The 19,799-nt window shown below is 68.1% G+C and carries 19 protein-coding genes and 8 pseudogenes; 12 read left to right on the top strand and 15 right to left on the bottom strand.

The features are described 5' to 3' along the window. Positions 1–239, top strand: a 239-nt coding sequence (locus ACWCQ1_RS36325; RefSeq protein ID WP_451028297.1) for a transposase, incomplete at its 5' end; no start/stop codon positions are given. A 418-nt stretch (positions 240–657) separates the two neighbouring features. Here ACWCQ1_RS36325 and ACWCQ1_RS36320 read toward each other — a convergent pair. Together ACWCQ1_RS36320 and tnpA (ACWCQ1_RS36315) are read right to left on the bottom strand one after the other, a co-directional pair. Then, positions 658–1,503, bottom strand: a complete 846-nt coding sequence (locus tag ACWCQ1_RS36320; protein ID WP_451028300.1) for an SDR family oxidoreductase — start codon at positions 1,501–1,503, stop codon at positions 658–660. 197 nt (positions 1,504–1,700) lie between these two features. Then, positions 1,701–1,983, bottom strand: a pseudogene (gene tnpA / locus ACWCQ1_RS36315) (IS200/IS605 family transposase); the annotation flags it as partial. A 25-nt stretch (positions 1,984–2,008) separates the two neighbouring features. On the opposite strand from tnpA (ACWCQ1_RS36315), the pseudogene ACWCQ1_RS36310 reads away from it, so the two are divergent. Further along, positions 2,009–2,885 (top strand): annotated as a pseudogene (locus ACWCQ1_RS36310) (zinc ribbon domain-containing protein). A 274-nt stretch (positions 2,886–3,159) separates the two neighbouring features. On the opposite strand, the gene ACWCQ1_RS36305 reads toward ACWCQ1_RS36310, so the two are convergent. The 5 genes and pseudogenes from ACWCQ1_RS36305 to ACWCQ1_RS36285 all read right to left on the bottom strand — a co-directional run bounded on the left by ACWCQ1_RS36305 (position 3,160) and on the right by ACWCQ1_RS36285 (position 6,820). Further along, positions 3,160–4,320, bottom strand: a complete 1,161-nt coding sequence (locus ACWCQ1_RS36305) for an acyl-CoA dehydrogenase family protein (protein ID WP_451028296.1) — start codon at positions 4,318–4,320, stop codon at positions 3,160–3,162. After that, positions 4,317–5,161, bottom strand: a pseudogene (locus tag ACWCQ1_RS36300) (biotin/lipoyl-containing protein); the annotation flags it as partial. The pseudogene ACWCQ1_RS36300 and the gene ACWCQ1_RS36305, both read right to left, overlap by 4 nt. Next, a complete protein-coding gene (locus tag ACWCQ1_RS36295) occupies positions 5,106–5,291 on the bottom strand; it encodes a methyltransferase domain-containing protein (protein WP_451028295.1) in 186 nt (61 codons plus the stop codon). The pseudogene ACWCQ1_RS36300 and the gene ACWCQ1_RS36295, both read right to left, overlap by 56 nt. A 192-nt stretch (positions 5,292–5,483) precedes the next feature. Next, positions 5,484–6,170 carry an SDR family oxidoreductase gene (locus ACWCQ1_RS36290; protein WP_451028294.1) on the bottom strand — a complete coding sequence of 229 codons (687 nt, stop codon included), beginning with the start codon at positions 6,168–6,170 and terminating at the stop codon, positions 5,484–5,486. Beyond that, positions 6,167–6,820, bottom strand: coding sequence for a hemerythrin domain-containing protein (locus ACWCQ1_RS36285; protein ID WP_451028293.1), 654 nt, complete (start codon positions 6,818–6,820; stop codon positions 6,167–6,169). The genes ACWCQ1_RS36290 and ACWCQ1_RS36285 overlap by 4 nt, the downstream gene beginning before the upstream one ends. Positions 6,821–6,921: 101 nt before the next feature. On the opposite strand from ACWCQ1_RS36285, the gene ACWCQ1_RS36280 reads away from it, so the two are divergent. Continuing rightward, positions 6,922–7,533, top strand: a complete 612-nt coding sequence (locus ACWCQ1_RS36280) for a TetR/AcrR family transcriptional regulator (RefSeq protein ID WP_451028292.1) — start codon at positions 6,922–6,924, stop codon at positions 7,531–7,533. A gap of 280 nt (positions 7,534–7,813) precedes the next feature. Here the strand turns inward: ACWCQ1_RS36280 and ACWCQ1_RS36275 are convergent, their stop codons facing one another. The 4 genes and pseudogenes from ACWCQ1_RS36275 to ACWCQ1_RS36260 all read right to left on the bottom strand — a co-directional run. Beyond that, the gene (locus ACWCQ1_RS36275; protein ID WP_451028299.1) at positions 7,814–8,305 is read right to left on the bottom strand and encodes an RNA-guided endonuclease TnpB family protein; all 492 of its coding nucleotides are present in this window, start codon (positions 8,303–8,305) and stop codon (positions 7,814–7,816) included. Positions 8,306–8,658: 353 nt separating this feature from the next. Further along, positions 8,659–8,751: pseudogene (locus ACWCQ1_RS36270) on the bottom strand (helix-turn-helix domain-containing protein); the annotation flags it as partial. Between the two features lie 33 nt (positions 8,752–8,784). Continuing rightward, a pseudogene (locus ACWCQ1_RS36265) lies at positions 8,785–8,919 on the bottom strand (IS607 family transposase); the annotation flags it as partial. A 3-nt stretch (positions 8,920–8,922) separates the two neighbouring features. Next, positions 8,923–9,505, bottom strand: a pseudogene (locus tag ACWCQ1_RS36260) (mobilization protein); the annotation flags it as partial. Positions 9,506–10,066: 561 nt separating this feature from the next. On the opposite strand from ACWCQ1_RS36260, the gene ACWCQ1_RS36255 reads away from it, so the two are divergent. Continuing rightward, entirely contained in the window at positions 10,067–11,707 is a 1,641-nt protein-coding gene (locus ACWCQ1_RS36255; protein ID WP_451028291.1) for an SMI1/KNR4 family protein, read from the top strand. Positions 11,708–11,765: 58 nt separating this feature from the next. Then, complete coding sequence (locus ACWCQ1_RS36250) at positions 11,766–12,305, top strand: hypothetical protein (protein ID WP_451028290.1); 540 nt, start codon at positions 11,766–11,768, stop codon at positions 12,303–12,305. 36 nt (positions 12,306–12,341) lie between these two features. Here ACWCQ1_RS36250 and ACWCQ1_RS36245 read toward each other — a convergent pair. Then, positions 12,342–12,539: pseudogene (locus ACWCQ1_RS36245) on the bottom strand (hypothetical protein); the annotation flags it as partial. On the opposite strand from ACWCQ1_RS36245, the gene ACWCQ1_RS36240 reads away from it, so the two are divergent. Next, positions 12,535–12,789 (top strand): hypothetical protein, encoded by a 255-nt coding sequence (locus ACWCQ1_RS36240; RefSeq protein WP_451028289.1) that lies wholly within the window; start codon positions 12,535–12,537, stop codon positions 12,787–12,789. The pseudogene ACWCQ1_RS36245 and the gene ACWCQ1_RS36240 sit on opposite strands and share 5 nt — an antisense overlap. A 96-nt stretch (positions 12,790–12,885) precedes the next feature. Here the strand turns inward: ACWCQ1_RS36240 and ACWCQ1_RS36235 are convergent, their stop codons facing one another. Further along, complete coding sequence (locus ACWCQ1_RS36235) at positions 12,886–13,080, bottom strand: RICIN domain-containing protein (protein WP_451028288.1); 195 nt, start codon at positions 13,078–13,080, stop codon at positions 12,886–12,888. Positions 13,081–13,446: 366 nt separating this feature from the next. Between ACWCQ1_RS36235 and tnpA (ACWCQ1_RS36230) the strand changes: the two genes are divergently transcribed. The 6 genes and pseudogenes from tnpA (ACWCQ1_RS36230) to ACWCQ1_RS36205 form a co-directional block, all read left to right on the top strand. Next, a complete protein-coding gene (gene tnpA, locus ACWCQ1_RS36230) occupies positions 13,447–13,809 on the top strand; it encodes an IS200/IS605 family transposase (RefSeq protein ID WP_451028287.1) in 363 nt (120 codons plus the stop codon). A 736-nt stretch (positions 13,810–14,545) separates the two neighbouring features. Further along, positions 14,546–15,547 carry a glycosyl hydrolase family 18 protein gene (locus ACWCQ1_RS36225; RefSeq protein ID WP_451028286.1) on the top strand — a complete coding sequence of 334 codons (1,002 nt, stop codon included), beginning with the start codon at positions 14,546–14,548 and terminating at the stop codon, positions 15,545–15,547. A 54-nt stretch (positions 15,548–15,601) separates the two neighbouring features. Continuing rightward, positions 15,602–15,970, top strand: a complete 369-nt coding sequence (locus ACWCQ1_RS36220) for a hypothetical protein (RefSeq protein WP_451028285.1) — start codon at positions 15,602–15,604, stop codon at positions 15,968–15,970. A gap of 407 nt (positions 15,971–16,377) precedes the next feature. Further along, positions 16,378–16,824, top strand: a complete 447-nt coding sequence (locus ACWCQ1_RS36215; RefSeq protein ID WP_451028284.1) for a HesB/IscA family protein — start codon at positions 16,378–16,380, stop codon at positions 16,822–16,824. A 23-nt stretch (positions 16,825–16,847) separates the two neighbouring features. Next, a complete protein-coding gene (locus ACWCQ1_RS36210; RefSeq protein ID WP_451028283.1) occupies positions 16,848–17,312 on the top strand; it encodes a hypothetical protein in 465 nt (154 codons plus the stop codon). Between the two features lie 452 nt (positions 17,313–17,764). Then, positions 17,765–18,331: pseudogene (locus tag ACWCQ1_RS36205) on the top strand (FAD-dependent oxidoreductase); the annotation flags it as partial. Between the two features lie 99 nt (positions 18,332–18,430). Here the strand turns inward: ACWCQ1_RS36205 and ACWCQ1_RS36200 are convergent. Beyond that, on the bottom strand, positions 18,431–18,643 hold the full coding sequence (locus ACWCQ1_RS36200; RefSeq protein ID WP_451028282.1) for a DUF7008 domain-containing protein: 213 nt from the start codon (positions 18,641–18,643) through the stop codon (positions 18,431–18,433). 213 nt (positions 18,644–18,856) lie between these two features. Further along, on the bottom strand, positions 18,857–19,723 hold the full coding sequence (locus ACWCQ1_RS36195) for a type VII secretion system-associated protein (RefSeq protein ID WP_451028281.1): 867 nt from the start codon (positions 19,721–19,723) through the stop codon (positions 18,857–18,859). Positions 19,724–19,799: the final 76 nt, after the last annotated feature.

Here is a 19,799-nt window from a genome sequence, read left to right as displayed (position 1 = left end):
AGTACCGCAGGCAGGTCCGCGCTGTCGGGATCGCCCCGGTCATCGCCCGCCGAGGCACCGAACACGGATCCGGGCTGGGTGTCCATCGCTGGGTCATCGAGCAGAGCTTCGCACTGCTGCACTGGTTCCGCCGGTTACGCATCCGCTGGGAGATCCGCGACGACATCCACGAAGCCTTCCTCAGCCTGGCCTGCAGCATCATCTGCTGGCGACGGCTGAGGAACCTCGCACTTTGTTAGGAGCTCTTAGCGCCCAGGCCCCCCGAAGACAGGATGATCGAGCCGCCGGCCAGACCGATCCCCTGACTGCCACCAGTCACCAGTGCTGTCATGCCGTTTAGCTGACCCATGAGCCCGTTCCATCCTTTGTAGGTCGAGTTCTCCAGCGGGTGTAGTGGTGGAGATCGAGGATGGCCTCCACGATCGGCATGGTTTGGTCCTGAGGTGACGCTGCCGCTGGCTGCTCGTGTGCCGCTTCGGCCTATTGCCCCTCGGGTCCGGCAAACGGCCGGCCGACAGGGTGTTCCAAGCCCAGCGCTGCCGCCCTGGCCCGTCCTGTCGACCGGCGGCGGGTCTCGGCGACTTTGCGCCCGCCCAACTGGTCGCTGTTCAGGTGCTCGTTACGCTGGTTTGAGAATCGCCTGATGGCGTGCGCAACTCAGCGGAAGGATTGCAGGTTACGCGCCAGCCACCCGTCGAAGGTGCCGGCCGGGCGATGCAGCACGGCCTGGATATCGGGGCTGATTCGCTGTTCCGCGGGGAGCGGCTCACCCAGCGCGTCGAGTGAGCCGTCGGCCATTTCCGCAGCCATGAACTGCAGCATGGCGGTGCGGGCGTCCTCGCGCGAAACCTCCACGAAGGTCAACTCGTCGCCGAGAGCGCGAGCGATCGCCTCAGTCTGCTGACGAGGGCTGATCAGTTCAGGACCGGTCAGCTCGTAGGTCCGCCCGGTGTGCCCGTCCTCGCGGAGCACCGTCGCCGCCACCTCGGCGATGTCGGCCGGGTCGACGCTGGGCAACGCGACATCGCCGTAAGGTGCGAACACCATGCGCTGCCCGCGGATCGGGTCGGCCCAGCCCAGCACGTTGGAGTCGAACCCGCAGGGCCGAAGGATCGTGAAGTCCCGGCCGGACCCACGGACCGCCTCCTCGTACGCCGCGAGGCGGGCGTGCGAGGGCGACGTCGGACGGGTCCCGGCGAGCTGGGAGGAGACGAACACGATCCGCTTGGTCCCCGCCCGCGCGATCACGTCCATCAAGACCTCGGGATCTTCGCCTCGGTTGTTGAGTGGGCCAGGCAAGAGGACGAACACGGCGTCGGCGCCGTCGAGGGCGGGCCGCAGGCTCGCGGCGGTTCCGACGTCGCCCTGCACCCAGCGCACGCCGGCCGCGGGCCGCTGGGTCTGCGGGCTTCGCGACACAGCGACCACGTCCTCACCCGCCGCGGCCAGTAAATCGACGAGCGGCCGTCCGACATTCCCGGTGGCACTGGTGACGAGGATCATCATGACTCCATAAGTTAGATAGCTGACTTACTTTCTTGACGGTAGCTCAGACCGGGCGGGCTGTCTATAGTCAGTTGGATGACTAACCTCGCGCCTTACGAAGGGGGCTGCCACTGGGGGGCGAAGCTTCGGGGGAAAGCCCACGAGCCCCTGACCCACCCGGGGGCGACAAGCAAGGGGAAGGCCGGACGGGCGAACACCATGCGGGCGGAGCCGCACTTGAGGGAGTTGACCAGCGTGGAGAGCCTCGGCGGGTAGTGCACGAGCAGACGCACGTGGTCCTGTTCGGCGTTGAACTTGCTTGAGGTCGGTTTCGAAATCCGTGGAGACCTCGCGCATGATCTCTTCGCGTGCGCGTCAGCATGGCGTCGGTCGTGGCCTTGCGTCGGTACTGGGTGACGAAAACCAAGTGGACATGCAGGTTGTGAACGACGTGTCGGCCGGTGCGTACGTCAGGGTTTGGTTCCATCGTGGTGATATAAGCCCAGAGGGTTTGGTGATCGTCATGAGCGAACTCGGTGGGGTGAAGCGGCAGTTGGGGCACCGTGCCCGACTGGCGCTGTCCCCTGTCGAGATCCGGCTCATCGATGACCAGGCGCATGCGGCCCGCACCCTGTGGAACTGCCTGCACTCCTGGTGGCAGATGACGCCCAAGAGTGACACGAAGCTGTCTCGCGCTGATGCGGCGATTCGGCAGGCCCGCAAGGACCTCGATTACCTCGCCGTGCTGCCCGCGCAGGCCGCGCAGGCCGTCTTGAAGACATACCTGCGCGCCTGGGGCAGCTGCTGGGAAGGCCGGGCCGAGGAGCCCGCATACAAGGGCCGGTACCGCTCCGCGATGTCCGTGGACATCCCGCAGGGCCGGGACCTGAACATCACGCGGGTGCACCGCCGGTGGGGCATGGTCAACCTTCCCAACGTCGGCAGGGTCCGCTTCCGCTGGACCAAAGACCTCCCCGTCGGCAAGCGGGCGAACAAGGAGAACCGGATCACCGGAGCCCGCCTCGTCAAGGACGCGCTGGGCTGGCACGTTGCCTTCCGCATCCAGAGCCCCTCCATCGCCCAGGCGGCGTGGGGGCGGGCCGTGACGATGCTGACGTACAAGAGCGCCCGCTACGGCGGCCGGCTCGTCAAGGTCCCCGCCCCCCACACCTCCCAGCGGTGCTCCACCTGCGGATGCACCACCCCCCGGCAGCCGGGAGAGCCAGGACCTGTTCGCCTGCAAGAACCCCGACTGCGGCTGGACGGCGAACGCCAACTGGAACGCAGCGAGGAACATCGTGCACCTGCACCGGACCGGCCACGTCATCGTGGCGGTCCCGGCCGCCGGAAGGCGCGGTCGCAGGGCGGGTACAACCGTCAAACCTGCCGCCGCAAGGTAGGCGGGAATCCCCTTCCTAAGCGCAAGCGAAGGGAGGGGAGAACTTCAAGCAGACAGCACCTGGTGCGGCGAGAGCTGTACGCCGCGTTACCGCTGACGTGACCGACGGGCGAATACTGCAACCCTCGAATACCGACACTCCGCCAGTGGGACGACCTGCCCGGCGACTTCGAGGCCACCCGCGCCGTGCACTATGCCGCGATCCGCCAACCGATGGACCCGCGGGCCGCTGCGGAACACGGTTCCTCCTCGCGCGCTGTGGGCGACACAGGCTCTCAGTACGACTTGGGCAGGCCCAGGGTCTGGTGGGAGACGTAGTTGAGAATCATCTCCCGGCTCACCGGTGCGATACGAGCCACGCGCGCGGCCGTGATGAGGGAGGCGAGCCCGAACTCGCGGGTCAGGCCATTGCCGCCGAGGGTGTGCACGGCCTGGTCGACGGCCTTCACACAGGCCTCCCCGGCGGCATACTTGGCCATGTTGGCGGCTTCTCCGGCGGCTGTGTCGTCGCCGGAGTCGTAGAGGAAGGCGGCCTTCTGCATCATCAGACGGGCCAGTTCGAGGTCGATGTGTGACTGCGCGAGGGGGTGTGCGATCGCCTGGTGTGCGCCGATGGGCCGGTCCCAGACGCTACGGTCGCGCGCGTACTCGACGGCGCGGGAGAGCGCGTAGCGGCCCATGCCGATCGCGAGTGCGGCGGTCATGATGCGTTCGGGGTTGAGGCCGGCGAACAGCTGGAGCAGGCCCGCGTTCTCGTCGCCGACGAGGGCGTCGGCGGGCAGCCGTACGTCGTCGAGGGTCAGCTCGAACTGCTTCTCCACGGCGGTCAGTTCCATGTCGATCTGCCGCCGCCCGAAGCCGGGGGTGTCGCGTGGGACGACGAACAGGCAGGGCTTGAGGCGGCCGGTGCGGGAGTCCTCGGTGCGGCCGACGATGAGGGTCGCGTCGGCGATGTCGACGCCGGAGATGAAGACCTTGCGGCCGGTCAGGATCCAGTCGTCGCCGTCGCGGCGGGCGGTGGTGGTGATGCGGTGGGAGTTGGAGCCGGCGTCGGGTTCGGTGATGCCGAAGGCCATCGTGCGGGTTCCGTCGGCTATGCCGGGGAGCCACGTGTGCTTCTGGTCCTCGGTGCCGAAGCGGGCGATCACCGTTCCGCAGATGGCGGGAGACACGACCAGCATCAACATGGCGGAGCCTGCGGCTCCCAACTCCTCCAGCACGATGGACAGTTCACTGATACCGCCGCCTCCACCCCCGTACTCCTCGGGGAGGTTGACGCCCAGGTATCCGAGCTTCGCGGCCTCGGACCAGAGTTCGGTGGGTTGGCCGCCTTCTTCGATGACGCGGGTGATGTAGTCGCGACCAAAGCGCGCGCCGAGGGCGGCCACCGCCGAGCGGAGGACCTTGTGCTCCTCGGTCTCTAACATGACGCTCATTGTTCCTCCTGAGAAACTTCTGCTACGGCGAGCAGGGTACCCACCTCGACCTGTGTGCCCGGTACGGCGTGCAGGTCAGTGAGCGTGCCGGTGGCCGGGGCCGTGATCTTGTGCTCCATCTTCATCGCCTCCAGCCAGAGCAGGGGGCTCCCGGGCCTGGACCGCCGCCCCCACCGTGAGGCCCTCCGCGATCCGTACGACCGTCCCGGGCATCGGGGCCAGCAGGGAACCCGGGGCGTGGTCGGCCGTGGGTTTCCGGAAGCGGGGCAGCACGGTCAGTGCCGTGTAGCCGACGTACATCTGGTCGCCGTGGCCGCTCACCTCGAACCTCCTGCGGATGCCGTCGGCTTCGAGGATCCCCCGATGCGCGTCGGCGTGCACCACCCGTACCCCCTCCGCCGCGAGGCCCCCGCGCGTGTGCCGGTAGCGCACCTCGTGCTCCTCGCCCGCCATCAGGTACCGCTTGGTCTGCGGCTGGGACGGCAGGTTGCGCCAGCCGCCGAGCCAGGCGCGGCCATGGGCGTCCGCCAGGGCGGCGGCAGGGGGGTGGGGTCGGGGGCCGGCTCGGTCAGGCCGGTGAGGTGGCGGTCGTAGAAGCCCGTGTGCATGCGGGCCGCCGTGAACTCCTCATGGCGCAGGGAGCGGATCAGCAGGTCTCTGTTCGTCACCGGGCCGTGGATGTCGGCCCGGTCGAGAGCGCCCGCGAGTTTGCGGATGCCTCGGCGCGGGTGGGGGCGTGGGCGACGGCCTTGGCGAGCAGGGGGTCGTAGTGGACGCCGATCGTGTCACCGTCCGTGTATCCGGTGTCCAGGCGTACGCCGGGTACGGCGAGGCGGTGCAGTTCCGCCCGGTCGAAGCACCCGCGCCACCTCGCCTGCTTCACTCAACGGATCAGCGGAGGAAAGCAGCCCCATACGGGACACAACGACGTCTATATTTCCGTCCGCTACCGTGAGTTCTTGACTGCTCATCCGAACCGGATATCGGACAGCTACTTTCGCTGCTCACCACCACAACAAGGCGTCCATGGTGTCCACAGTGTTTGCGGAGTCGGCCGAGCCGATGACTGATGTCATGGCGCACAGCATGGCATGGGGCACGGACAGGGCCGGCTCCGCTCGATGCGACCCTCAACTGCCCGGGCAAGGCCCGGGCGTTACGGATCAGGTGGCCAGCACGCCGCCGTCGACGTACAGGTCATGGGCGTTGATGCCGGTGTTGCGGAGCAGGAAATCGGTGGCGTCGGCGATCTCGGCCATCGTCACCAGCCTGCCGATCGGCGTCTGGGCCGAATGCGGGGGGTCGGGGACGTCGCGCCACTTGGGGCTGTCGCCGATCAGTCCCGGGTGCAGGGCGTTGACGCGGTGCGGGGCGATCTCCACCGCGAGGGTCTTCACCAGCCCGGTGATGCCAGCGTTGAACGTGGTGACGACGGTCGAGCCCGGGTACGGGCGTTCCTTGGCGAGGCCTCCGAAGAGCACGACGGAGGCTCCGGAAGCGAACCGGTCCCGCAGCACCCGGACGGTCTCGGCATAACCGACGAGTTTCATGGTCACGGCCGTCACGGCATCAGTGATGTCGAACCGCGCCAGTGTGTTCGCCGCCTGGCCCACCGCGGTGATGACGAGGTTGTCGACCTCGGTCACATCGGCCAACGAGGCGCCGATCGTTTCGGGTTGGGAAAGGTCGATGGCCAACCCCCGGGAACGGGGGCCGATCTGGGCGGCGATGTGCTCCGCCTTGGCCTTGTCCCTGCTGGTGATGATCACATCGTCGCCGCGGTCTGCGAAGTGCTGAGCTATCACACGGCCCAGGCCACCGCTGCCGCCGACGATGAGAGTGCTGGTCATGCGGTGACCGTCCGTCCGTGATCGGTTGACTGAAGGCTGTGCAGGGTGGCTCGCGCCTGCTCGCTCATCGCTGGGACGAACTGCAGCGCGGCCGGCGGCAAATTCGCCGTCACCACGGCGAGTTCGGCGGTCGTGCCCACCTGCTCGAAGAAGCCGATGTTGAGGTGGGCGGCCACGGGCGGGGCCGAGGCGATCACTGCGCGCGAGAACTCGGACCAGGCGCGGTCGGTCATATGCGTGGCGAGCGCGGGGAACAGTAACGGCTCCTCGTGCTCCAGGTGCTTGTGCACCAGGTCGCGTACGTCCGCTGCCGCCGCGGCCAGCTCTGCCCGATCCCCGTCGTGCTGCAGCGGAGCCGCAGCTAGGGCGTCCAGGGCCACGTCCAATGCGTCGTGTTCCGTGCTGAGTTCCGCCAGCCCTGTTCCGAAGGCGGGATCGGCGGCGATCAACTGCGGCCAGAGCGTCTGGTCTTCGCTCTCGTGGTGATGCCGCAGCGCCGCCACCAGAAAGTCGCGCAGTTCCGCCAGGGCGTGGAGCGGTGCGGTGTCGCGCTGTGCGGCGTCGGCCAGCAGGGACGTCGCGGCACGGTGCATCTTGTGCAGCAGGCGTGTCTCGGTGATCGCCGCCGGATCCGGTGGTGTGGTGCTCACAATGGACTCCATCTCTTAATGGCCACTTGGCCATTAAGAGGCAGGCTAACCCAACTCGGCGTCGGCGCCCAGCAGTACAGTGATCACGTGAAGGAGTCGCCATGAATAATCAGGAACCGGCCGGGCAGCCGCCGCGCAAGCATCGGCGGGACCCCGACGGACACCGGGCCGCGATCCTGGAGGCGGCCCGCCACACCTTCACCGAGCGCGGTTATGCTCGCACCACCCTCCGGGAAATCGCGCGCCGGGCCGGCGTCACGCACGGCCTGATCTCGCGTCAGTTCGCCTCCAAGGAGCGGCTATTTCTCGCCGCGGTGCCGGGGAACCGCGACCTGGAAGGCGTGGCCGCCGGGGATCCGGCGACGCTGCCCGACCGGATCGCGCACGGCTTCGTACAACGGATGGAGACCGATGCCGTGGGCGACCCGTTCGTCGCTGTCGTCCGCAGTGCCGCGTCCGACGAGGGTGCCGCCACCCAACTGCTGGCCGCAATGCATGAGCACAGCGTCGCCGTCTATCGATCAGTGCTCTCGCCCGACACACCGGCAGCACCCGGCGACGCCATGGAGACCCGCGTGGCGCTCGTGGGGTCGTATTTGATCGGAGTGACCTTCACCAGGTACATCGCGCGCACCGAACCGCTCGCCTCGATGCCGCCCGAGCAGCTCACCGAACATGTCACCCGCACACTGCGCCACCTTCTCTTCGACTGACGCCCCTCGCCATGTCGACGCGCCACGCACCGTTGCTGAGACCGTAGTCAGGTCTCAGCAATCCGGACGTTTCCGTCCGGAAGGTCCGTCTCGTCACCAGAGCGTGAGGGCTTCGGCTTGTGTACGGTCTCTCGCTTCCGTCTGCCGCTGGTGCGGCAGGGTTGCGCCACCTGCCCGCCCCGTCTCCGCCTTGCGGCGGGGGCGGGTGGTGCGGGTCTTGTGGTCGGCTCCACGAGGCTTCGACACCGCTCGGGTGTCCTGGTCTCCGGCCACTCCGGTACTAGTTGTTGCGGCTGCCGCGAGCGCGGCGAGGTTGAGTGCGGCGTTGTGTCCCGGTCGATGACCAGGCCGCCGCATCGCACTGGTAGGTCCTCACGTGCAGCGGCAGTTTGGCTTTCACCGCGCCGCACCCGGAACAGGTCTTCGAGGAGGGGTACCAGCGGTCCGCCACGATGGTGCGGGTGGCGTGGCGCTGGCGGGTCTTGTAGGTGAGCTGGCGGCGGATCTCCCCGAAGCCGGCGTCGGCGATCCTTGGCGCGAGACGCCGGTTGCGGAGCATCCCGGCGACGTTGAGGTCTTCGACCACGACCGTGCCGTACTCGGCCGCCACGGCGGTGATGAGCTTGTGCAGAGCGTCCGCGCGGAGGTTGGCCACCCGGTGATGGACCTTGTTGCGGGCGGCGTTGGCCTTTTCCCACCGCTTCGACGGCTTGTGCCCGGTTGGCCAGTCGGGGCCCTGGCGTCGGGAGACGACGCGGCAGACGCGGCGCAGCTGCTTGCGTGCACGGTCGCGGACAGGATCCGGGCCGTTGCGGCCTGGGTGCGGGCGAGGAGCTTCACCGTGGGCTCGTGGGTGCGGATCGTGCCCAGCCGGGGCAGGGTGACGTGACGGCCGTCAGCGTCCACGCGGATCACGCCGGTGGTGAACCGGCAGGCGAGGCGCGCCTTGCGCTTCGACTTCAACCGCGGCGCACCCATCCGCTTGCCACGCCGCTTGGCGTTCTTGGACTTCGCGTAGGTGTCGAACGCGGCCGACGCGTTCGCCAGGCCGGTGGAGTACGCCTCCTTGGAGTTCTCCTCCCACCAGGCGGCGAACCTGGGATTGGTGTGCTTGGCCTCGACGGCCCAGTTGTAGGCGGCACGCGCGGCGCCGCAGTGCGATTGCAGAGCATGCTCCTGAGTGGCGTTCGCATCCAGTGCGAAGCGATACGCCTGCACCACGAACCCGGGCTGCGGCCGAAACTTCTTCACTCAGGCTTCCGCACCGGTCGCCACGGCCACCGCGCGGGCGGCCCGGTTCTTCGCTGCCCCCTGCCCGCCGTACAGGCGGGCGCACATGGTGGTGAGCACCTCGGTGATGTCGCGTACCAGGTCGTCGGCCCTCCCACCCGGTGCGGCGCTGTGCGCGCACGCGGTTTGCAGGTGGAGGAGGGCCTGTTCGGCTGCCGCCTCCTGCTGGGCATGCTGGCGGGTGCGGCGGTGCCAGTGCATCGCGAAGGCCACCGCGGTGAGTACGGCGTTCAGCAGCAGGAGCCCGGTGCCGTCACTGTCCTGTGGCCGGTCGCGCCAGATCGTCTGGATGTTGCGGCGCAGGGCACAGGTGCTGTCGAGGTCGGCGGAGATGCGGGAGCAGGTGGCGCGCTCGAAGGCAGCGGCGGCTTATTCGAGTTCGGCCCGCGCCGCTGCCAGCGCCATGACTGGAAGTAGGTCCAGCGTCGCACCGAGCTCCATGAGTTGGCCTGGTCCGCAGCTCGTCACCTTTCGTGAGGTGGTGGGGGATGCATTGGGTGGCGGCGGTGGCTTGGTGCCACAGGTTGCCCGGTTGGACGGTGACAGGCTGGGGGCTGGTGGTGGCGAGGCGTTCGCGGATTTTGGGGAGGGCGAAGGTGGAGCCCGCGTAGAACACCGGCTCGCCCTTGTCGTTGGTGTCGCAGGGCAGGGCGAAGTTACAGCCGAGCGCGTCACCGGAGGGCAGAAGCGATGTTGGGCTCGTGGGCACTCTTGTCTGCACAAACGGGCGACCAGTATTGCGCCGTGGAACATCTGCTCAACAAAATGGGAGCCACAGGCCACGGTTGTCCGCCGTCAGTTTCGGTTGGGCGGCCACGGCTGTGATGTTCGCCTCGGCCTGACTGAGGCCGGTGCGGTGATTGATCGGCTCCGCCTGTGCGTTCCCCCGGCGCGCGGGCGGAGCTTTTCTGAGGGGTGCGTTCACGACGTGAAATCCACGGGCATTCGGGTTTCTGGTGACGACTCTGACACGGATGTACCGCAACCCCCTATCTGCTCACTCGACTCGGCCGGGAACCCGACGTTCGCGATCCTCGCTACAAACCGCGGCGCAGTACAGGTGCGTAGGCCGCCGGAGGGCGGGTGATGCCGCCGGTCGGGGCGGCCTCGACGGCGCGCACCCCTGACGGGCCCCGCGTCCTGCCCGTGAACTGCTCTGGCTCGACGCTCCGTATGTTCAAGTGACCTCCGGGAGAGGGACGCAGTGTCTTCGTTCGTTGCGCGAAGTCTGAGGAGAGTTGGAGTGCGACCGAATTCCGAAGGGCGCGACGCGCAACAGGTGTTCGTCTTCCGGACCCAGCGGCGCTGGGACGGCGCGGAGGCGTGGGAGCCTGGTCCGTGGCTGCGGGTCGGTATCGACCGGGGGGAGCGTTCGCTGCTGGAACGACTCGGCTGGCGTACGCATGATGGGGCGGAGGCGGCAGTCGGGTTCCAGGCCGCGATGGACGATTTCTACGGGTACTACCGGGCCGCCGACGGCGCGTCGGCGGAATACCGCGGTCAGCTGGAGCGGCGGGAGACCGTCGAGGAATCCGCGGCGTGCCGGTTCCGTACGCAAGAGAGCCGGGGCGGGGACTGGCACGGCGCGGGGGACTGGTGGCTGCTGCTCGAGGACGGCGACGCCCGCGTGGAACGCCTGGACTGGCACGACCAGGCGGGCGGATCCGGTTCGATCACGCTGCGGGCCGCCATTACCGCACCCGATCGTAAGAGCGAGGTCACCGGCCTGGTCGGGACGGTCCGGGTGCACCATGAGTACGAGGCGGCCGGTGAGGTCGCCGACAACCTGCTGAACGGCTCGCGCGCCAAGTGGCTGGGCAACTGGAGGACAGGCGGTGCGTGGCTGGAGTTCAGCCTCGTCCGGCCGGTCGTCGTCCGGTACTACGTACTGGCCTCGGCGAACGACTGCCCGGACCGCGACCCGAGGGACTGGACGCTGCAGGGCTCGCACGACGGCCGGCAGTGGACTGCGCTGGACTCCCGTACGGGGCAGGTCTTCACCCGGCGGCACGAGCCGCGGGGCTTCAACGTGACCGGCGGGACCGGCACGGCATACCGGCACTACCGCCTTGAGATCACCGCGAACGCCGGATCGGAACACGTTCAACTCTCCCAGGTTCGGCTGTTCGACACTGCCTCCGACTCCGCGTACGAGGGCTTCTTCGGTTACCGTCGGCGGGCGGGCCAGGGCCCGTCCGGTTACCGGGGCGCGCCACCGGCACCCGCCCCGGAAAGCGCGGGCCTGCGCACCGTCGAAGAGTGGTGCGCCTACCTGGCCGATTACAGCGCCGACGTCATCCGCGTGGCCCAGGGCCGCGAGCTGGACGGCGTCAGCGACGAGCAGCGGGCCGCCGGCTGGCTGGGCTACGAGGGCGCGAGCGAAGAGCAGCTCGCGACGCTGGAGGAGCGGCTCGGCACCCGGCTCCCGCCGAGCTACCGCGCATTCCTCGGAGCCTCCGACGGCTGGCTGCAGATGGGCTCGTTCATGTGGGAGATGCGCACGACCGCCACCGTCGCCTGGCTCACCGAGACGCACGCCGGGCTGGCTGACTCTGTCGTGATCGACGAGGACGAGGAAGAGGCAGAGGAAGAGGCAGAGGACGCCATTCTCGAACGCTCGCTGCTGATCTCGCAGGAGGGCGACGCGCAGTACTGGCTGCTCGACCCCGGCGACGTGTCGGAGGACGGGGAGTGGGCTGCCTACACCTGGGCGAGCTGGTACCCGGGCCTGGGCGAGCGGCACGCGTCGTTCGCCGATCTGGTCCAGGCGGAGCGCGTCAGCTTCGAGACGCTCAAGGGTTACGAGGGCCACGGCGTACGCCCGGAGGGCGCCGAGGACCTGGTCGCCCAGGGCCAAAGGCCGCGAGCAGGCGCTGCGGGGTGAAGCCGAGCAGTCGCTGGCGAGTTTCGAGCGCGCCGCGATCAAGGGCTCGGGCGCCGGCATGTACCTCAAGACGATCCTGGGCGCGTTCCTCGACCTGCGGTTCGCCCACCACCAGATCCGCAACAACATCTTCGGCCGGGACCACGTCATCGCAGCGGTCGGCGAGGACCAGGTCCGGGCCGAGGCGGTGCCGCTGTACCTGCGCCGTACAGTGGAGGAGCACGGACCGCTCGTCGGGCTGCCGCGCCTGGAGATCCTCGGACGGCTAGTCCCAGAGCTGGGCTTCTCGGCCGACGAGTCCAACACCGAATGGATCGAACGCGCCGCTGCCCATGTGCCGCCCCTCCTGCCGGAACCGCCAGCCTTCCAGCAGGCCCTGGACCTGGCCCGGACGCTCGCCGCGCAGGGCGACACCGACGAGGCGTGGACCGTCATCGAGGCCGCCCTGCCGCACTGGAACTCCGACAACCCGCACCGCGTCGCCCCGATCATCCTGCTCACCGACCCGGTCCTGCGCGATGTGATCACCCCATCCCGGGCCCAACTGGTGGTCAAGATCCCCCGCGGAAAGGACGGGACGCAAGCGCACCAACGCTGAAATGGGCAGCGCTGCACGCCTGGACAACTCGGCCCCCTACGCCGCCCGGTAGCCGCCCGAGGAAGCAGCGCTTGGTCCCGGATCAGTCACGTCATCGACGTCGTCATCGTCGAGCTCGACGGCGTCCGGGTCGCGCAGGGGCCGCCACCCGTTGCCCGCGGCGGAGGGCGCGAAGCCGTATCGGCCCCGTACGTTCAGATTCTTGTGCTTCAGCGGCGAGAGTCGGACGATGTCCGTTCTGGCGGGCGGAGATGCCAACGCCGTAGTCCCGTGGGCGACACGCTACACAGACGCCACCGTCGCTCAGCTCCGGGCCGAGGGCTACGAGATCAAGCACGACACTGGTACGCAGGATCGGGATGTTCAGCGCGCGGTGCTCGACGACGACGCCACGCTCGTACTGGTTGACGCTGACGGCGGCGAAGTCTGGTCATCCGAACTCCTGTATCCGAAGCTGATGTCGCCGACGGGCCACGTCGGATGATCGTTGATCAGGACGAGCTCCTGGGGCGGCCTGCTCATCACCCTCGTCCGCCTCCAACACCGCGAGGCAGCCCGCACCCGGAATCCGGACGCAGGGTCACCCCGTCGTCCACGCCCAGTCGTCGGCCGTGGAACTGCAGGGCTCAATCTGCAGCCGCGCGTCGTGCCCGGCCGTACGGCTGCCGGTGACGCCCAGGCACAGCCCGCCGCTGGCGTCGTTGCGGATCCGGTAGTGGTTGTCGTCCCCAGTCGCCAGGTACCACAACTGGTTGTCACCGGTGGCGGGCCGCAAGCATGCTCGTACACCTTGGCGCCTGCCGAGTCACCGCCGTAGCCGCCGAGATCCATGCACAGCTTTCACCTTCGGGCCCTCGGGGGCCCGAGACCACCTGAAGCGACCACATCTGGTTGTCGCCGCTGCCCGGCTGGCAGTAGTACTGGTTGACCGGCCCGTTGACGGTCCCCGCACCGAAGCCCCCCATGTCAGCGCACAGCCCGGTGCCGAAGTTCTGCAGCAGCATGTGGTCGGCGCCAGCGAAGACAACCGGTATGGAGAGCGGGCGGGATCCCGGCCGCGCCGCGTTCTGGTGCGTGGCCGTTGAGCCGGACCGTGTGGGGCCGACGACTGCGACGCCGAGCCGGTGACTGACGGTTTCGCGTGCATTTGGTCTTCGTGACGAAGTACCGACGCGGCGTGTTCAACGACGAGATGCTGACACGCTGCGAAGACAACATGCGCAAGGTCTGCGAGGACTTCGATGCGGAGCTGAAGGAGTTCAACGGCGAACGCGGTCACGTCCACGTACTGATCAACTATCCGCCGAAGGTTGCCGTCTCCAAGCTGGTCGACAGCCTCAAGGGCGCCTCCGCCCGCCGGAAACGGCAGGAGTTCACCGGCCGAATCAACCGCGCCACCATGCACGGGCACCTGTGGTCGCCCTCATACTTCTCCGCATCGTGCGGCGGAGCACCGTTGGCGATCGTCGGCCGGTACATCGAGCAGCAAAAACGTCCGCTCTAACGTGCACGTCAGAGCGGTCTTGAGATGCATTCATCCCCGGCGTGAACGCCTGGGCTTTCTGCAAGAGTCCCGGTAACTGCGAACCGTACTGAGCGACAGCCCAGGTCAGCGGCGTAGATCTGCAACGAGAGGTTGACACCGAACGGCACTTGACCACGGCTCCGTTCGGCTCACGCCCGTTGCCTCATGCTGCATGCGCACAGCCCACGGTTGGCACAAACAGGAAGGCGCGGGTGTCCTTCCGTGCTTCTCATGCTCTTCGGTCCACCTTGGACCGTAGGCCCTCCCTACTGTGGTTCATGGAACCGCCCACGCATCGCTCCCGCAGTGCGCCTGGACCCCCCGCTTTGCAGGAAGACGACACGATGAGCATGGCCGACAAGTCCCCCGGGGCGGGCCCGAACACGCGCTCGGCAGTCATGTCGCCGCGGACGCGCAACGGTTTCGGAGTCCGGATGCAACCGGTCCCGAGTACCACCACCCAAATCGTCTCGACTGGTGGACGAGGCATCGCCCGGGGCCGGCTCCGGCTGTTGAGCACCTACGGCGGGAGATACCGTCAGGCCATGGCGGCCGTCGCAGCACAGGTGGCGCTGGTCCAAGACCGTGGGGACAGCAGGGATCTAGAGCGCCAGTGTCGCAGTTCTCGCCGACCTGGCTGCGGTCCGTCTTTACCAGGAATGGCCATTCTCCCCCTGCTATCCACCCTGGCGACAACGTGAGGAGAACCAAGTTGATGAAGAGGCACATAGGGGCGGTCGTTGCCGCTGGGCTGCTGGCCGTCGGTACAGGCGTGGTGGGGGCCCTTCCCGCATCGGGGGCCACATCGCTGCCGGTGACCGCCTACCAGGAGGAGGGCGACGCCACCTCGCTGATCGACGCGAGCGCCGCCGCTCTCAGCCGTGTCGGCGTGGATGGCGTCAACATAAATTCCCAAGGTACGAAGGTGACTTCGCCGAGCTCCGACGCCCGCGCGCAGCTCGCCCGCGCCCACTCCCTAGGTCTGAAAGCCGACCTGCTGATCGGCAACTTCAGCGAGTCCCTGGGGGACTTCGACGAGGCCGCGGCCAACCGGATGCTGTCCAGCACCGCCAACATCAACGCGGTCGTCTCCACGCTGAGGAGCGCGGTCGCTTCGCAGGGGTGGGACGCGGTCACCATCGACCTGGAGTCCCTCCAGGCGCGCGACGCCGCGGGGCTGACGCAGTTCGCCACGGCGCTGAAGAAGGCGCTGCCAGCCGGGAAGACGGTTGGCATCGATGTCACTACCTTCACCTCGCTCAACGAGTTCGCAGAGAATGGCTACGATCTGACCGCTCTGGGCAAGGCCGTCGACACCGTGGCGCTCATGGCGTACGACGAACACGGCTTCGGCGACTCCGGCCCCGGACCGGTCGGTGAGCTGTCCTGGCAGAAGCAGGGACTCGACCTGCTGCTCAGCAAGGTGCCGGCTAACAAGGTCGATCTGGGGGTAGCCGGTTACGGCTACGCCTGGTCACCCAACGGCGACGTCATGCAGGTCGGCGACAAGCAGGCCCGTGACATGGTCAGCGAGAACGGCGCCGCGGCCCGCTACGACACCACCGTGGGAGAGTGGACGGCCACCCTCGGCGACGGCACCGTGCTGTGGTGGTCGGACACGCGCTCGCTTGCCGCCCGGCGCACGCTCGCCGCGAGCGAGGGCGTCCACGGCCTGGCCGTCTGGGACCTGGGGCTGTCGGACACCATCACGTCCTGACCGCGGGCCCTGCCGTGTGACCTACGGCCCCGGGGCCGTAGGTCCACATTCTCCGTGGAGACCGATCCCGCGCGGGGCATGTTGCGGCCCCGCGAGCGGGCCGACGGCGAGCGGCTGGGCCTGGACGCGTCGGTGCGCGGCAGGCTGGAGCCGCTGCGGGCGAAGATGACGGCGAGCCAACGCCTCAGCCCGCAGTTCCCGAGCACGCGCACGGTCCTGCGCTACTACTGCTTCAGCTCGGGCCCGCCGGTACTGCTCACCGATGACGAGGCTCGCGCCTGGCTCAAACGGACTACCCAGCAAGAGCAGCACCCCACCCCGCACACCGAGCAGATAGACCTGTCCCAACTGCACCTGTTCGACGTCACATTGATCGAGCACGCTCGCATGCTTACCTTCGCCGAGCGCACCGCTCTCAGCTGATCCGGCAGGTCGCGCGGCACGGCGCGGCAACGCCCTGCCGCAGCAGCCAGCCCACCACGACCTGCAGAAGGATTTCCCACATGTGCGCACCACCGATCCCATCGCTTCACCCGCGGCACCGGCTCGGCGAGCCCGACGCCGAATGCCGCTATCGCACTTCGTCCCCGAACTGCAGCGACTGCCGCCCGGGGAGATCGCTCGGCCCTTTCACATGAGCGAGCAGCACATCGGTTTCGTCGTGAGCTCAATGTTTCGGCGGGTTCAAAAACTGTGACTGTCCATTCATGCACGGAGCTGACCGCATCAGGGCAGACCTGGGCACGTTGAGTGCACCCCATCCGGGTGGAACCCGTAGTTTTCGATGATGCCCTATCTATACGGGCTTTGGACAGACGAAGGGGTCTTGCATGGTGCAGGAGACGGTGGACAGGCCGACGTATTCAGTCGAGCTCACGGAAGCGGCGATAGCCAAGGTCACCGACTTGCTGCGCCGAGAGGAGCTCGGGCTGGCACTGCAGGTCTCGGTGCAGCCGGGCGGCTGCTCGGGGATGCGATACCAGCTGTTCTTCACCGACAAGTACGCCAGGGCCCTGGCCAAGACGCTGGCGGAACGCGATGACGAAGGGTTCGCGGAGGAGGACGATACCGAGACCGCGGCCCAGCGTGCCGCTCTGGTCGAGGAAAAGATGTCAGTGGTCTGGTTCGACCGCTTCGCGATGGTGATCGACTCGAAGAGCGGCCCCTATCTGGAGGGGGCGAGCATCGATTACCTGGACACGCTGCAGAAGTCGGGATTCGTGATCGAAAGCCCGAACGCGACTGGCTCCTGCGCCTGCGGCGACTCCTTCCGGTGAACCCCCAAGGCCAGGCGCCCGAGATGCCGTTGGCCTGGCTGTGCGCGCAGGACAGCGCCAGCCGACTGCTCACACACAGCCAGGAGCCCTGGCCACAAGCGTCGTTCGAGTACCGCGCCGTGCACGACGTCCTGGCCTTGACCCTGCTGTTCACCTGCCCCCTTGAAGCCTTGCTCGCATTCAGCCCCGCAGACTTCGAAGCGGCACACGCGCTGGTGACCGACGACGTGGAATGGGCTGTCTGGTGCCAGGCCCGCCTCGATACCGGGGACCTGCCACCCGCGGACAGGGAACCGGCCGCGAGGACGTTTCGCTGGCTGGCGGCGAGCCGACTGCTGGGCGGCTCGCTCGACGAGGCCCGGGGAATCTGTGTGTCCACGGCAACCTACCGCGGCGCGGGCGTCACCGCCGGCGTGACGTTAGCCCGCCGCGTGCTCGGCCCATGGGCCCATCAGCGCCACCCCGGACAAGAGCCCAACCTCGCGTAACGCATTCCCGGCCGCAACGGCCGGGAACCCATCAGGCACGCAGCAGCAGCTCACACAGCTACCCAGCCCCAGTCTGTCATGTGCGGACCAGAAGCAGCTTCTCATGCCCTCGCGGGCGAGGTGGTCCAGGATGCGTTCGTAGGTCTCCCAGTCCTTGCCACCGACCTGGGCACATCTGATGAGCATCGCGGTGATGTCCGCGATGCGGTTGGTCTGGCCAGTGAACTGTTCGACGAGGAGCGCGACCTCTTCCCACCCACCGTCCGATACAACGCGACGGCATCGTTCCTGAACTCCTCCGGATACGGAGACCTACGTCCCACCAGGACACCCTTCCTCGGATCTGAAAGATCCATTGTCAGAGTGTCCACACCACCGGGGTCACCTCATCCCTGCTCGACAGCTTGCGCAGCGACAATCCTGCCTCGCTGCGTGATCTGGCGCTGTGGGGTGGTGCCGCATCACACTTGCTGCCGTGGGGCCGGCTGGCCAACGCGATACGCACCGGCACCACCCCGGCACAGGACGCCCCCGGCGCCGAGCTGCACGCCTTCTTGAACATTCGCCGCCCAGAACCGCCATTGCCCGCCCTCCGTAACCCCGACGCCCAGCGGGACCTGATCGCCACGGCCTTCGCAGGCGCGGAGTGGGAGGTCCCGGCATGGTCAACGCCATGCGCGACGCGAATGACCGGTTCTTCGACACGGCCGGTCAGATCCGCATGCCCCACTGGTCCAGAGATCGCGTCGCGCTCGTGGGCGACGCCGCTTACGCGCCCTCGTTCCTCACCGGACAAGGCTCAAGCCTCGCGCTGGTCGGTGCCTACATGTCCGCCAACGCCCTGGCCACGAACCGGGACCACACCGCGGCCTTCTCCGCCTACGAACGCGGCCTTCGCGAGTTCGTTGGCCATGAATCAGGCCCTGGTCGACAACGGTGCGGCCGCGCTCTCTCCTACCACGGCGCGGGCCCTGGAGCAGCGCGACACTATGCTGCGTGGCCTCGCCACCATGCCCTGAGCAACAGCACGACCGGCCTACTCGGCCCTCGCGCTGCCCGCATTCACCCCGACGCCATGACCTGGCACGGCAGCCGGTGGGCGCAGCCGGTGGGTCGGACTACGACAGGCGGTCGGTGCCACCGTCGGGGTCCTTCTCTCTCTTGTCCCACGGGTCGGCGGCCCAACGGCGCTTGTACTCGGGGCGCTCGATGAGGGCAATGTCCGGGCGAGTCTCGATCATGTCGATGCGGGCCTGGACGATGTCGCGGTACCAGTCGGGCCAGCGGGAGGGATCTCGGCGACCGGGGTGGAACTGTGGCGGTCGAACCACGCCGTTGCGATCTCTCCGGCTGCCTGCTTGCTGTGCGCGGCCGGCCTGCCTGCGGCCAGGCGTCACCGTTCCCGGGACGCCCGCGGGCCGGTGCCCGGCCTGCCGCATCGGAGCCTCACCGCGAGCGGCCGGACACCAGGTACGTCGGCGACAGGTTGGGCACGCCAGCGCGGGGCAGCCGTCAGGGCCGCCCGGTTCTCGGCTGCCCCGAGGTCACAGAAGGTCCTGAGCCGCCTGCGAGGACGCGACGTTGACCGTGCCCTTGCGGCGGGAGGAACTGCGCCCCGTGCCGGCTGTTCCACTCGTGGTGGCGGGGCGTGAGAGAACGTCGTGGTCGACCCCGTCCTTGTCCTCATCGGTCTCTTCCACGGTGTTCTCGGCGAGTGCCTCGCGCAGCGCGTCGGTCTCCACGGTCATGCTCACGGGCGCCGACGGATTGAGGTAGAGAAGGTGGCCTTCTGGCAACCGGTCCAAGACGTCGGACACGGGCATCAGCTCGAACGCCAGGCGGCCCGAGGTATGCAGGTAGACCGGCGAGGTGAACAACGGCACGACGGGGGTCTCGCCGTCAGGCGCGGTGGCGGACAGCGGAGCGCCGTCGGGGGTGACGAACACTGCCGCCTCCGGCAGCTCGGCCAGCGCCCGGGGCACGTCCTCGCCCGGTCCGTAACCGGTCGCGGCCAGCTGTACCGCCGCGTCGACGTCGTCAGCGGGCTCGGGCCACCCGAGTGCCTTGGGGGAGGGACGGTACTCCTCGTTGTCCTGCCACTCGACGATCTCGCCGTCCAGATCCGACCGCCACTGACCGACAACGGCCCATGCGGGGGGCGCGCCCTCTCCGTTCCAGGTGGGGTCGACCATCCCGAGCCAGTGGTCGGGCGCGAGGCGCGCGGCCTCGCGGATCTCGTCCGGAATGGGCGGCATGTTCTCCGTCGCGCCCTCGATGTCCCCGGCCTGGGCGGCGGTGGTCGCGTCTGCGGAGTCAGCCGTTTCAGCCACTGCAGTGGACGGGGCCGCCATGTCCTGACTGCCGGTTTCCGACTGCTCGGCCGCCTTGGCGTTCTGTGCCGACTTGATCACTTTTGGTTCCTTACTCGCTGTCTTGACGATGACGGTGGTTGATATGAGGTCATGGCTGAAAACCGGTGCTGCAGTC

It is taken from the genome of Streptomyces sp. NPDC002144 (assembly GCF_053593695.1).
This window is presented reverse-complemented; position numbering and strand designations above follow the sequence as displayed.